We start from the raw sequence: 13,798 nt of genomic DNA on the forward strand, positions 1-13,798 counted from the left end.
GCTCAGACGTGCGGAGACGGCCTCGGGATCAGCGCCCCGCGCTGTCCACGACGCTCGACCACTCGTCCAGCAGGGCCTGCGCGGACGCGTCGTCCGGGCCCTCGGCCCACAGATGGGTGACCGCCTCGGCCGGGTCGGGCAGCACCATGACCCACCGGCCGTCGGCCTCCACGACCCGCACCCCGTCGGTGGTGTCCACGCTACGGTCGCCCGCGGCCTCCACCACATGCCGCATGACCAGGCCCTTGACCGCCCAGGGGGTGGCCAGATCACGCCGCTGGACATGCGCCCGCGGGATCCGTGCGTCGATCTGACTCAGCGTCAACTGAGTGCGCGCCACCAGCCCGATCAGCCGGACGAAGGCGGCCGTACCGTCGAAGACGCTGCTGAACTCGGGGATGATGAATCCGCCGCGCCCGTCACCGCCGAAGATGGTGGTCTCCGACCGGGCGACCCGGGTCAGATCGTCCGCCGCGGTGGTCGTCCACTCCACCTGCGTGCCGTGATACGCCGCCACCTGCTCGGCGATACGGGTCGTGGTCACCGGAAGCGCCACCCGCCCGCTGCGCCGCTCCGCGGCCACCAGGTCCAGCATCACCAGCAGCGTCCGGTCGTCCTCGACGATGCGGCCCCGCTCGTCGACGAGCGAGAACCGCTCACCGACCGGGTCGAACCGCACTCCGAACGCGGCACGCGCCGAGGCGACGATCTCGCCGAGCCGGGCCAGCCCCGACCGGCGGGCGTCGGCGGTCTCCGTCGGACGCGCCTCGTTCAGGCCGGGGTTGATGGTCAGCGCGTCCACCCCGAGCCGTCCCAGCAGGCTCGGGAGCACCAGCCCGGCGCTTCCGTTGGCGGCGTCCACGACGACCTTGAGACCGGATTCGGCGATACCGCTGATGTCCACGGCGCGCAGCAGCGAGCCCGTGTACGAGTCGAAGACGCTCGACGGGAAGCTGAGGTCACCGATCTCGCCCGGGAAGGCCCGGCGGTACTCCTGGCGGGCGTACACCCGGTCCAGCTTCCGCTGACCGGCCGCGGACAGATCGGCGCCCCGCTCGTCGAAGAACATGATGTCCACCGAGTCCGGCACCCCGGGCGAGGTCCGGATCATAAAGCCGCCGGCACTGCCGCGCGCGGTCTGCTGCCGGGCCACCGGCAGCGGTACGTTCTCCAGGTCCCGTACGTCGATGGCGCTGGTCTGAAGGGCGGAGATCATCGCCCGTTTGAGCGCCCGCGCGCCCCTGGAGTGGTCACGCGCCGTGGTGACCGTGGAGCCCTTCTTGAGGGTCGTCGCATACGCTCCGGCGAGCCGCACCGCGAGCTCCGGGGTGATCTCCACATTGAGGATCCCGGAGACTCCGCGGGCGCCGAACAGATGGGCCTGCCCCCGCGACTCCCAGATCACCGAGGTGTTGACGAACGCACCCGCCTCGATGGTCTTGAACGGATAGACCCGGACATTGCCCTGGACGATCGACTCCTCGCCGATCAGGCACTCATCGCCGATGACGGCCCCGTCCTCGATCCGGGCGGCGCGCATGATGTCGGTGTTCTTGCCGATGACACAGCCGCGCAGATTGCTCTGCTGACCGACGTACACATTGTCGTGCACCACCGCCTTGTGAAGAAAGGCGCCGCTCTTCACCACGACATTGGAGCCGACGACGGTGTGCTCACGGATCTCGGTACCGGCCTCCACCTTGGCGTAGTCACCGATGTAGAGCGGGCCGCGGAGCACGGCCTCCGGATCCACGTCCGCCCCTTCGGCGACCCATACGCCGGGAGAGATCTCGAATCCGTCGAGTTCGACGTCGACCTTGCCCTCGAGAACGTCGGCCTGGGCCTTCACATAGCTCTCATGGGTGCCCACGTCCTCCCAGTAGCCCTCGGCGACATACCCGAAGATGGGCTTGCCCTCCTTCATCAACTGAGGGAAGACATCTCCGGACCAGTCGACCGGAACATCGGGCTCGACATAGTCGAAGACCTCCGGCTCCATGACATAGATGCCGGTGTTGACCGTGTCGGAGAAGACCTGACCCCAGGTGGGCTTCTCCAGGAAACGCTCGACCTTTCCGCCCTCGTCGACGATGGTGATGCCGAACTCCAGGGGATTGGGGACGCGCGTCAGACAGACGGTGACAAGGGCGCCGTTTTCCTTATGGAAATTGATCAGATCCGTAAGGTCGAAATCCGTCAGGGCGTCGCCCGAGATCACAAGGAAGGTGTCGTCCTTGAGCGCTTCCTCCGCGTTTTTGACGCTACCGGCGGTGCCGAGTGGCTTCTCCTCATTCGCGTACGTGAGCTCCATACCGAGCTCCTCGCCGTCACCGAAGTAGTTCTTGACCAGGGACGCGAGGAACTGGACGGTCACCACGGTCTCGCTGAGCCCATGCCGCTTGAGCAGCCGCAGCACATGCTCCATGATCGGCCGATTGGCCACGGGCAGCAGCGGTTTGGGCATGGTCGAGGTCATCGGGCGCAGACGAGTTCCCTCGCCCCCTGCCATCACGACGGCCTTCATGTCGGAAGCGTCCTCCTTGAAGAGACGACGGTCATGCCGACCGCGCACGCCCGATGGCCCTTACACCTACCGCGCTACGGGCCCCGGCTCTATGGACGCCGCTACGGCGAGCTCAGTCGGCCGCGGTGTCCGCCCTGACAAGTCGGCGGACCTGAACCACGTAGAGGACTCCTGCCCACCAATAGAGTGTTGTACCCCATCCGGCGAACGCCCATCCGAAAATTGCGGCGGTCGTGTGAAGCCAGCCACTTCCCTCACTCAGAAGGAGCAAGGGGAAGGCATACATCAGGTTGAAGGTCGCCGCCTTGCCGAGGAAGTTCACCTGGGGCGGCGGATAGCCGTGGCGCCGGAGGATGCCCACCATCACCAGCAGGACCAGCTCTCGTGCGAGAAGGACCGCGGTCAGCCAGAGGGGCAGGATCTCGCGCCAGGTGAGGCCGACAAGCGTCGACAGTATGTAGAGCCGGTCGGCCGCGGGGTCCAGAAGCCGGCCGAGGCTGCTGATCTGGTTCCAGCGGCGGGCCAGCTTCCCGTCGAGATAGTCGCTGACACCGCTGAACGCCAGCACCAGCAGTGCCCAGCCGTCGCTGTTGGGCCCGCCGAACTCGGGCCGGAGGATCAACCACAGGAAAAGCGGCACGCCGACGAGGCGCGCAGCGCTGAGGATGTTCGGGATGGTGAGCACACGGTCCGTCTGAACTCGTGTCTCCTGTACCTCCACCCGGGAGCCTCCCGTGAGAAACAGGCCGATGATGCCCCATGACTCTACCGGTAGGCCCGCATGGGTCCCGCACCGGGGCGTACCGGACATGGACATAAAAAGACCCCGAGGGAATCAGATTCCCATCGGGGTCTTTTTGAAGAATTGTTCGGCGGTGTCCTACTCTCCCACAGGGTCCCCCCTGCAGTACCATCGGCGCTGAAAGGCTTAGCTTCCGGGTTCGAAATGTAACCGGGCGTTTCCCTAACGCTATGACCACCGAAACACTATGAAACCTGAACCGGAACCACACCCCAAGAGGGGGGTTCAAATACGGTTCGTTGCTTCAGAACCAACACAGTGGACGCGAGCACCTGAGGACAAGCCCTCGGCCTATTAGTACCAGTCAACTCCACCAGTTACCCGGCTTCCATATCTGGCCTATCAACCCAGTCGTCTACTGGGAGCCTTAACCCATCAAGTGGGTGGGAGTCCTCATCTCGAAGCAGGCTTCCCGCTTAGATGCTTTCAGCGGTTATCCCTCCCGAACGTAGCCAACCAGCCATGCCCTTGGCAGAACAACTGGCACACCAGAGGTTCGTCCGTCCCGGTCCTCTCGTACTAGGGACAGCCCTTCTCAAGACTCCTACGCGCACAGCGGATAGGGACCGAACTGTCTCACGACGTTCTAAACCCAGCTCGCGTACCGCTTTAATGGGCGAACAGCCCAACCCTTGGGACCGACTCCAGCCCCAGGATGCGACGAGCCGACATCGAGGTGCCAAACCATCCCGTCGATATGGACTCTTGGGGAAGATCAGCCTGTTATCCCCGGGGTACCTTTTATCCGTTGAGCGACGGCGCTTCCACAAGCCACCGCCGGATCACTAGTCCCGACTTTCGTCCCTGCTCGACCCGTCGGTCTCACAGTCAAGCTCCCTTGTGCACTTACACTCAACACCTGATTGCCAACCAGGCTGAGGGAACCTTTGGGCGCCTCCGTTACCCTTTAGGAGGCAACCGCCCCAGTTAAACTACCCACCAGACACTGTCCCTGATCCGGATCACGGACCCAGGTTAGACATCCAGCACGACCAGAGTGGTATTTCAACAATGACTCCACACTAACTGGCGTTAATGCTTCACAGTCTCCCACCTATCCTACACAAGCCGAACCGAACACCAATATCAAGCTATAGTAAAGGTCCCGGGGTCTTTCCGTCCTGCTGCGCGAAACGAGCATCTTTACTCGTAGTGCAATTTCACCGGGCCTATGGTTGAGACAGTCGAGAAGTCGTTACGCCATTCGTGCAGGTCGGAACTTACCCGACAAGGAATTTCGCTACCTTAGGATGGTTATAGTTACCACCGCCGTTTACTGGCGCTTAAGTTCTCAGCTTCGCCACACCGAAATGTGACTAACCGGTCCCCTTAACGTTCCAGCACCGGGCAGGCGTCAGTCCGTATACATCGCCTTACGGCTTCGCACGGACCTGTGTTTTTAGTAAACAGTCGCTTCTCGCTGGTCTCTGCGGCCACCACCAGCTCAAGGAGAAAATCCCATCACCAGCAATGGCCCCCCTTCTCCCGAAGTTACGGGGGCATTTTGCCGAGTTCCTTAACCATAGTTCACCCGAACGCCTCGGTATTCTCTACCTGACCACCTGAGTCGGTTTAGGGTACGGGCCGCCATGAAACTCGCTAGAGGCTTTTCTCGACAGCATAGGATCATCCACTTCACCACAATCGGCTCGGCATCAGGTCTCACCCTTGAATGAGGAACGGATTTACCTACTCCTCGGGCTACACCCTTACCCCGGGACAACCACCGCCCGGGCTGGACTACCTTCCTGCGTCACCCCATCACTCACCTACTACAGGTCTGGACCGTCGGCTCCACCACTCCCCTCAACTCCGAAGAGATCAGGGCGGCTTCACGGACTTAGCATCGCCTGGTTCGACGTTGGCGCTTCAAAGCGGGTACCGGAATATCAACCGGTTGTCCATCGACTACGCCTGTCGGCCTCGCCTTAGGTCCCGACTTACCCTGGGCAGATCAGCTTGACCCAGGAACCCTTAGTCAATCGGCGCACACGTTTCCCACGTGTGTATCGCTACTCATGCCTGCATTCTCACTCGTGAACCATCCACAACTCGCTTACACGGCTGCTTCACCCGGCACACGACGCTCCCCTACCCATCACAACGGTCGTTGGACCACATGCTGCAATGACACGACTTCGGCGGTACGCTTGAGCCCCGCTACATTGTCGGCGCGGAATCACTTGACCAGTGAGCTATTACGCACTCTTTCAAGGATGGCTGCTTCTAAGCCAACCTCCTGGTTGTCTCTGCGACTCCACATCCTTTCCCACTTAGCGTACGCTTAGGGGCCTTAGTCGATGCTCTGGGCTGTTTCCCTCTCGACCATGGAGCTTATCCCCCACAGTCTCACTGCCGCGCTCTCACTTACCGGCATTCGGAGTTTGGCTAAGGTCAGTAACCCGGTAGGGCCCATCGCCTATCCAGTGCTCTACCTCCGGCAAGAAACACACGACGCTGCACCTAAATGCATTTCGGGGAGAACCAGCTATCACGGAGTTTGATTGGCCTTTCACCCCTAACCACAGGTCATCCCCCAGGTTTTCAACCCTGGTGGGTTCGGTCCTCCACGAAGTCTTACCTCCGCTTCAACCTGCCCATGGCTAGATCACTCCGCTTCGGGTCTTGAGCGCGCTACTCTAACGCCCTATTCGGACTCGCTTTCGCTACGGCTTCCCCACACGGGTTAACCTCGCAACACACCGCAAACTCGCAGGCTCATTCTTCAAAAGGCACGCAGTCACGACGCAGAGACGAATCCCTGCGCGACGCTCCCACGGCTTGTAGGCACACGGTTTCAGGTACTATTTCACTCCGCTCCCGCGGTACTTTTCACCATTCCCTCACGGTACTATCCGCTATCGGTCACCAGGGAATATTTAGGCTTAGCGGGTGGTCCCGCCAGATTCACACGGGATTTCTCGGGCCCCGTGCTACTTGGGAAACAGACAAGCAAGCCACTACGATTTCAGCTACGGGGGTCTTACCCTCTACGCCGGACCTTTCGCATGTCCTTCGCCTATCGCAATGGTTTCTGACTCACCCAGCCGCCGGCAGACGACTGAAGTCCACTCCCACAACCCCGCATGCGCAACCCCTGCCGGGTATCACACACATACGGTTTAGCCTCATCCAGTTTCGCTCGCCACTACTCCCGGAATCACGGTTGTTTTCTCTTCCTGCGGGTACTGAGATGTTTCACTTCCCCGCGTTCCCTCCACATACCCTATGTGTTCAGGTATGGGTGACAGCCCATGACGACTGCCGGGTTTCCCCATTCGGACACCCCCGGATCAAAGCTCGGTTGACAGCTCCCCGGGGCCTATCGCGGCCTCCCACGTCCTTCATCGGTTCCTGGTGCCAAGGCATCCACCGTGCGCCCTTAAAAACTTGGCCACAGATGCTCGCGTCCACTGTGCAGTTCTCAAACAACGACCCGTACCCCGTCACCCACACTCACCGCATGGTTCACCGGGACCGGCCGAAGGACGAGCGTGTTTCCAGCCCGTGCCCTCAGACACCCAACAGCGTGCCCAACACCCTCTCTCCGCTCACTCTGTGTTCCACGCCGAAGCAGTACTGACAGAGAAGAGCATCCAGACGATGCCGAATAGTCAACGTTCCACCCATGAGCAAACCGTGCGAGACACTTGCTCGCAGTCGGCTATGCGCTCCTTAGAAAGGAGGTGATCCAGCCGCACCTTCCGGTACGGCTACCTTGTTACGACTTCGTCCCAATCGCCAGTCCCACCTTCGACGGCTCCCCCCACAAGGGTTGGGCCACCGGCTTCGGGTGTTACCGACTTTCGTGACGTGACGGGCGGTGTGTACAAGGCCCGGGAACGTATTCACCGCAGCAATGCTGATCTGCGATTACTAGCGACTCCGACTTCATGGGGTCGAGTTGCAGACCCCAATCCGAACTGAGACCGGCTTTTTGAGATTCGCTCCACCTCACGGCTTCGCAGCTCATTGTACCGGCCATTGTAGCACGTGTGCAGCCCAAGACATAAGGGGCATGATGACTTGACGTCGTCCCCACCTTCCTCCGAGTTGACCCCGGCAGTCTCCTGTGAGTCCCCATCACCCCGAAAGGCATGCTGGCAACACAGAACAAGGGTTGCGCTCGTTGCGGGACTTAACCCAACATCTCACGACACGAGCTGACGACAGCCATGCACCACCTGTACACCGACCACAAGGGGGCACCCATCTCTGGATGTTTCCGGTGTATGTCAAGCCTTGGTAAGGTTCTTCGCGTTGCGTCGAATTAAGCCACATGCTCCGCCGCTTGTGCGGGCCCCCGTCAATTCCTTTGAGTTTTAGCCTTGCGGCCGTACTCCCCAGGCGGGGAACTTAATGCGTTAGCTGCGGCGCGGACGACGTGGAATGTCGCCCACACCTAGTTCCCAACGTTTACGGCGTGGACTACCAGGGTATCTAATCCTGTTCGCTCCCCACGCTTTCGCTCCTCAGCGTCAGTATCGGCCCAGAGATCCGCCTTCGCCACCGGTGTTCCTCCTGATATCTGCGCATTTCACCGCTACACCAGGAATTCCGATCTCCCCTACCGAACTCTAGCCTGCCCGTATCGAATGCAGACCCGGAGTTAAGCCCCGGGCTTTCACATCCGACGCGACAAGCCGCCTACGAGCTCTTTACGCCCAATAATTCCGGACAACGCTTGCGCCCTACGTATTACCGCGGCTGCTGGCACGTAGTTAGCCGGCGCTTCTTCTGCAGGTACCGTCACTCTCGCTTCTTCCCTGCTGAAAGAGGTTTACAACCCGAAGGCCGTCATCCCTCACGCGGCGTCGCTGCATCAGGCTTTCGCCCATTGTGCAATATTCCCCACTGCTGCCTCCCGTAGGAGTCTGGGCCGTGTCTCAGTCCCAGTGTGGCCGGTCGCCCTCTCAGGCCGGCTACCCGTCGTCGCCTTGGTAGGCCATCACCCCACCAACAAGCTGATAGGCCGCGGGCTCATCCTGCACCGCCGGAGCTTTCCACACACATCCCATGCGGGAGCGTGTCATATCCGGTATTAGACCCCGTTTCCAGGGCTTGTCCCAGAGTGCAGGGCAGATTGCCCACGTGTTACTCACCCGTTCGCCACTAATCCCCGGCCGAAACCGGTTCATCGTTCGACTTGCATGTGTTAAGCACGCCGCCAGCGTTCGTCCTGAGCCAGGATCAAACTCTCCGTGAATGCTTCCGGGATATCCCGGCAACACAGTCACGAGAGCGGAGCAGACCAGAGGAATAATCCAGTCCGCTCACAGCGTCCTCGCTGTGTATTTTCCAAAGGAACCTCGTCCGAGATGGACGGGGTATCAACATATCTGGCGTTGACTTTTGGCACGCTGTTGAGTTCTCAAGGAACGGACGCTTCCTTCGAAACCGTTTCACCGGTTTCTCCGGGCGCTTCCCTTCGGTGTTTCACACGCTATCAGACCATTTCCCGCTCTCCGAACCGGTGTCTTTCGCAAGGCATGCGAAAGCGGATCCGAGATTTGGATCAAGTAGCTGATGGCGCCGCCCTGAACCTGGATGTACACGCAGATGACCGCAGTGCTTCATCCGGTGGGCAGGGGTACGACAGTACAGGGCCTCTCGCGGCCGTGGCAAATCGATTCCAGGCCCGAGCGTCCACTCTGCCAGCGCCACGTGTGCGGAATCCGAAGTTCCTATGACTTACTCTTCTGGGCAGTGCGCTGTCCGGGACAGACGGTGACGGCGCGTGATGATTCTTCACCCCGGGAGGCCCCCATGACCAGCGTGACCTCACCGGTCACCGGCCGCGTGATCGGACTCGAAGCGGTTCCCGATCCGGTGTTCTCCGGCGCCATGGTCGGTCCGGGCACGGCGATCGACCCGGTGCTCGAGCCCTTTGTGGCCGTGGCTCCGGTGGACGGCATCGTCGTCTCTCTGCACCCGCACGCGTTCGTCGTCGTGGACGGGGAGGGGCACGGTGTGCTCACCCATCTCGGCATCGACACCGTGCAATTGAATGGTGAGGGCTTCGAGGTGCTCATCAACAAGGGGGACACCGTCAAGCGGGGCGACGCGATCGTGCGCTGGGACCCGGCCACCGCCGTGGCCGCGGGCAAGTCGCCGATCTGTCCGATCGTGGCGCTCGAGGCCACGGCCGACGCCCTGTCCGACGTCAAGCAGGACGTCGATGTGAAGCCGGGCGACACGCTCTTCCACTGGTGAGCCGCGCGTACGCTCGGGGGCCGGTGGGGACCGGGGCCGGGCGGCGCGCACTGCTGGTACGACATCCACCATGGCGGGGTTCCGCCGTATCGACCGGGGACGGGTGACATGGAGACAACGCTGCGAGGCGTCGGCGTGAGCCACGGGGTGGCCATCGGCGAGGTGCGCCATATGGGGACGGCGGTCCTGGAGCCGCCAGCGAGGCAGATTCCGGCCGATGAGGCACCGCGTGAGCAGGGCAGGGCGCGCCAGGCCGTGGAGGCCGTGGCGGCCGATCTGATCGCGCGCGGCAATCTGGCGGGCGGCGAGGCCCAGGCCGTGCTCGAGGCGCAGGCCATGATGGCGCAGGACCCGGAGCTGATGGCCGATGTCGAGCGGCGTATCGCCGTGGGCAGCACCGCCGAGCGCGCGGTGTACGACGCCTTCGCCGCCTACCGGGCGCTGCTCGCGGGGGCCGGGGACTATCTGGCGGGCCGGGTGGCCGACCTCGATGATGTGCGGAACCGGATCGTGGCGCGGCTGCTGGGTGTGCCGATGCCGGGTGTGCCGGACAGTGATGAGCCGTATGTGCTGATCGCGCGGGACCTCGCCCCCGCCGACACCGCGCTGCTCGACCCGACGCTGGTGCTGGGGTTCGTGACCGAGGAGGGCGGGCCGACGAGCCACAGCGCGATCCTCGCCCGTGCCCTGGGGGTGCCGGCCGTGGTCGCGCTGCCCGGTGCCGGGGATCTGGTCGAGGGCACCCTGATCGCCGTGGACGGCAGCACGGGTGAGATCTTCGTGTCCCCGAGCGAGGAGAAGCGGGCCGAGCTGACGCGGGCCGCCGAGGAGCGCCGGGCCGCGCTGGCCGCCTCCTCAGGTCCGGGTGCGACCTCGGACGGGCACAAGGTGCCGCTGCTGGCGAACGTCGGCGGACCGGCCGATGTACCGGCGGCGGTCGAGGCGGGCGCCGAGGGTGTGGGCCTCTTCCGCACCGAGTTCCTCTTCCTCGACGACAGCACTCAGGCGCCGTCGGAGGAGAAGCAGGTCGAGGCGTACCGCCAGGTGCTGGAGGCGTTCCCCGAGGGCCGGGTGGTGGTGCGGGTCCTGGACGCGGGCGCGGACAAGCCGCTGGATTTCCTCACCCCGGCAGATGAGCCCAACCCGGCGCTGGGTGTCCGCGGTCTGCGTACTCTGCTGGACCACCCCGAGGTGCTGCGGACGCAGCTCACGGCGCTGGCCAAGGCGTCGGAGGGGCTGCCGGTCTATCTCGAGGTCATGGCCCCGATGGTGGCCGACCGGCTGGACGCCAAGGCGTTCGCGGACGCGTGCCGTGAGGCGGGGCTGCGGGCCAAGTTCGGCGCGATGGTGGAGATTCCGTCCGCCGCGCTGCGGGCGCGCTCGATCCTTCAGGAGGTCGAGTTCCTGTCGCTGGGCACCAACGACCTGGCGCAGTACACCTTCGCGGCCGACCGTCAGGTGGGTGCGGTCTCGCGGCTCCAGGACCCGTGGCAGCCCGCGCTGCTCGACCTGGTGGCGGCGTCGGCGGAGGCCGCGCAGGCCGAGGGCAAGAGCTGTGGTGTCTGCGGTGAGGCCGCCTCCGATCCGCTGCTGGCGTGTGTGCTGGCCGGTCTGGGCGTCACCAGCCTCTCCATGGGTGCGGCCTCCATTCCGTATGTGCGTGCGACGCTGGCCAAGCACACGCTCGCGCAGTGCGAGCGGGCCGCCTCCGCGGCGCGCGCCGCGGACACCGCCGAGGATGCCCGCCGGGCGGCGCAGGCGGTGCTGTCCGGCGAATGAGCCGGTGAGCCCGTGACCGTGAGCCGGTGAGCTGTCGATGAGGTCTTGGTGAAGGCGTCCCGCCGGGTGGCGGGACGCCTTCGGTCATTCCGGGCCGCCGAGCGGGATGCCCGCCCGGTATTCGACGCCGTGCTCCGGTGGGATGGGCTCGCCGGTCTCGGCGTCGGTGCAGTACGCGGTGAACACCTCCGCCTCGCTCAGGGGACGCAGCCAGCCGTCGTGCAGCGCCCAGCCGCGGACCGTCTCGGGGGCGTCCGCCACGATGCTGCGCAGCACCAGGCCGCCGGGGCTGCGCAGGGCGAACCCGCAGGCCAGGACGGTGCGGAAGACCAGCCCCGAGGGCTCGGGCAGCTTCGGCGGGCCCGCTTCCCGGGCGTCGGCGTGGAGCACGGCGACCAGCGAGGTGCCGTCCGCCGGGACGCTGCACACCAGATGGTGGACGCCTGGCCCGGCCGCCTCGACGACCTTGCGCAACGCGGCCCCGGCGCGGTCGAACGCGGCGCGGGCGGTGGTGTCGTCGCGGCACTCCCCGCGGTGGCCGGCGCGGGAGAGCAGCGCCGTGGCGTACTCCCAGGTGGCCTGCTCGTCGGCGACGCCGATGAGCCGTGGGACCAGGCGGTCGATCGGCTGGCCCTCATAGATGACGGTGCCGCCCGCGGCGGCCAGCTCCGCCGTATAGCGAGTGCGGCTGGCGGGGGTGTCCGGGTCGAGCCGGGTGTCCGCGCAGAACTCCTCGTAGGCGACGGGGTCGAAGAGGGCGACGGTGGTGTGGACGCCCTTGGCCGCGAGCGACTTCAGCAGCCCTTCCATCTGCCGTAGATACACGCCGTGGTCGTCGAAGACGAACGATGCGTAGTGCCGCATCGCCGCGAAGTCCCGCTCGTCGGCGAGCAGGGCCACCGTGCTGGGCACCTCTTTGCGCAGGGCGCGCCGGGCGGTCTGGCTCCGCGTCCGGTGTCGCGTCCTCGAATTCGCCTTCGCTGTCTTCGGCTTCGTCGTCTTCGGCTTTGCTGTCTTCGGATGTGGCTTCGGCTTGCCGTGCTTGCCCCGGTGCCTGCCGGGGCGGCTCCAGTCCTCGCTCCGCTGTCCGGTGTGCGCCATGACTCCCCCTCAGCGCGGATGTTCAGTGCTCACTCACCGTAACCGGGGCCACTGACAACGCTCCGTCGCCGCGGTCCCGTACCAGGTGGTGCTGGGCGCCGCACATCGCGGCGAGCCCGGCGCCGAGGCCGAGCCAGCCGAGGGGGCCCGCCGCGATCGCCGCCGTCACCGCGAGTGGTCCCGCGCTGCGCTGGACGGCCTGGGCCAGGCCGTGCACGCCGAGGTAGGCGCCCTGTGCGGTGGGCGGGGCGAGGACGACGGACAGCTCCCAGGAGATCGTGGCGTGCAGCATCTCCGCGACGGTGAAGGCGGTGGCGGCCAGCACCAGCGTGACGGCCGCGAGCCAGGGCGTGCCGACGGTCGAGGCGGCCAGCGCGGCCCCGCCGAGGAGGAAGGCGCCGGCCAGCGGCCACAGCGAGGTGCGAGCGGTGTGCGGGGTGGCGCCGAAGCGGGCGAACGGGACCTGGAAGAGCACCACGAGCACGTTGTTCAGGACGAGCAGCAGGGGGACGAGTTGATGCGGTGCGTTGGTGGCCGTCACGGCCCACAGCGGCAGGCCGATCTTGAAGACGGAGTCGTCGAGGAAGAGGACGGCCTCGCTGGCGGTGTAGGTGAGATAGCGGCGGTCGCGCCAGGGGTTGGGGGCGGTGGTCTTCCGGGACGCGGATTCGCTGGGCGTGGGTTCGTTGAGCGCGGATTCCGCGGATTCCTTGGGTACGGGACTGGACTTGGCCGCGATGCGGGCTGCCGACGGTGGTTCGGCGCAGCCGAGGGTGAACAGCGCGGAGGCGAGGAAGGAGAGCGCGTCGCCGATGAGGAGCCAGCGGTAGACGGTGACCGTACCGCCGGTGAGTGCCGCTGCCGCCGCCAGGCCGCCGACGGCCCAGCCCACGTTCATGGCGGTACGGCTGATGGCCTGGTAGCGGACGCGCTCGGGGCCCGCGACGCGGGTCGCGTACAGCTTGGTCAGTACGGAGGCCGCGCGGTCGCCGAGGCTGCCCACCGAGGTGATGGCGAGCAGAAGCCCGAGGTCTGTGGTGGTGAGGAGGGCGAGTGAGGCGACGGCGCGGACCAGTTGGACGATGATCAGGAGCGGGCGCAGCGGGACGCGATCGGCGAGGAGGCCGCCGAGGGGCGGACCGGCGATGCCGACGCTTCCCGACACGGCGAGCAGTACGCCGATTTCGGCGGTGCTGAGCCCGGCGGCGTAGGTGAAGTAGAGCGTCGCGGTCGCGCCCCACAGGCCCGAGCCGATCCGGTCGACGAAGGTGACGGTCAGCATGCGCCGGCCGTCCCGGCCGCCGGGGATGCGGTCGCTCAGCGCGGTGCGCCACGTTGGCTTGCCCACCCTGGTCCCCCTTGACATTCGATTTTGTATT

6 protein-coding genes and 3 rRNA genes are annotated in these 13,798 nt (G+C 64.9%); 2 read left to right on the forward strand and 7 right to left on the reverse strand.

Annotated elements, in window-relative coordinates; genetic code table 11:
- Positions 1 to 28: 28 nt before the first annotated feature.
- The 5 genes from ACK1X7_RS06100 to ACK1X7_RS06120 all read right to left on the reverse strand — a co-directional run bounded on the left by ACK1X7_RS06100 (position 29) and on the right by ACK1X7_RS06120 (position 8,532).
- Complete coding sequence (locus ACK1X7_RS06100) at positions 29 to 2,524, reverse strand: mannose-1-phosphate guanyltransferase (protein WP_351888660.1); 2,496 nt, start codon at positions 2,522 to 2,524, stop codon at positions 29 to 31.
- A gap of 112 nt (positions 2,525 to 2,636) precedes the next feature.
- Positions 2,637 to 3,245: a CDP-alcohol phosphatidyltransferase family protein gene (locus ACK1X7_RS06105; RefSeq protein ID WP_014058691.1), complete on the reverse strand. Its 609-nt coding sequence runs from the start codon at positions 3,243 to 3,245 to the stop codon at positions 2,637 to 2,639.
- Between the two features lie 146 nt (positions 3,246 to 3,391).
- Positions 3,392 to 3,508 (reverse strand): 5S ribosomal RNA (gene rrf, locus ACK1X7_RS06110).
- A 92-nt stretch (positions 3,509 to 3,600) separates the two neighbouring features.
- A 23S ribosomal RNA gene (locus ACK1X7_RS06115) occupies positions 3,601 to 6,722 on the reverse strand.
- 283 nt (positions 6,723 to 7,005) lie between these two features.
- Positions 7,006 to 8,532, reverse strand: a 16S ribosomal RNA gene (locus ACK1X7_RS06120).
- The 16S, 23S and 5S rRNA genes sit together here, the layout of an rRNA operon.
- A gap of 560 nt (positions 8,533 to 9,092) precedes the next feature.
- Here ACK1X7_RS06120 and ACK1X7_RS06125 point away from each other — a divergent pair.
- Positions 9,093 to 9,539, forward strand: a complete 447-nt coding sequence (locus tag ACK1X7_RS06125; protein ID WP_385157146.1) for a PTS sugar transporter subunit IIA — start codon at positions 9,093 to 9,095, stop codon at positions 9,537 to 9,539.
- Between the two features lie 108 nt (positions 9,540 to 9,647).
- Positions 9,648 to 11,318 carry a phosphoenolpyruvate--protein phosphotransferase gene (gene ptsP / locus ACK1X7_RS06130; RefSeq protein WP_361508310.1) on the forward strand — a complete coding sequence of 557 codons (1,671 nt, stop codon included), beginning with the start codon at positions 9,648 to 9,650 and terminating at the stop codon, positions 11,316 to 11,318.
- A gap of 84 nt (positions 11,319 to 11,402) precedes the next feature.
- Here ptsP and ACK1X7_RS06135 read toward each other — a convergent pair whose 3' ends face one another.
- Both ACK1X7_RS06135 and ACK1X7_RS06140 read right to left on the reverse strand, forming a co-directional pair.
- The gene (locus ACK1X7_RS06135; protein WP_385157143.1) at positions 11,403 to 12,419 is read right to left on the reverse strand and encodes a hypothetical protein; all 1,017 of its coding nucleotides are present in this window, start codon (positions 12,417 to 12,419) and stop codon (positions 11,403 to 11,405) included.
- A 22-nt stretch (positions 12,420 to 12,441) separates the two neighbouring features.
- The gene (locus ACK1X7_RS06140; RefSeq protein WP_385157140.1) at positions 12,442 to 13,767 is read right to left on the reverse strand and encodes an MFS transporter; all 1,326 of its coding nucleotides are present in this window, start codon (positions 13,765 to 13,767) and stop codon (positions 12,442 to 12,444) included.
- Positions 13,768 to 13,798: the final 31 nt, after the last annotated feature.

Origin of the sequence: Streptomyces sp. CY-1 (assembly GCF_047218265.1) — a bacterium.
Taxonomy (GTDB): Bacteria; Actinomycetota; Actinomycetes; order Streptomycetales; family Streptomycetaceae; genus Streptomyces; species Streptomyces niphimycinicus.

Coding starts and splice junctions, on each gene's coding strand:
- ptsP (WP_361508310.1), top strand. CDS start 9,648: ATGGAGACAACGCTGCGAGGCGTCGGCGTGAGCCACGGGGTGGCCATC.
- ACK1X7_RS06125 (WP_385157146.1), top strand. CDS start 9,093: ATGACCAGCGTGACCTCACCGGTCACCGGCCGCGTGATCGGACTCGAA.
- ACK1X7_RS06100 (WP_351888660.1), bottom strand. CDS start 2,524: ATGAAGGCCGTCGTGATGGCAGGGGGCGAGGGAACTCGTCTGCGCCCG.
- ACK1X7_RS06135 (WP_385157143.1), bottom strand. CDS start 12,419: ATGGCGCACACCGGACAGCGGAGCGAGGACTGGAGCCGCCCCGGCAGG.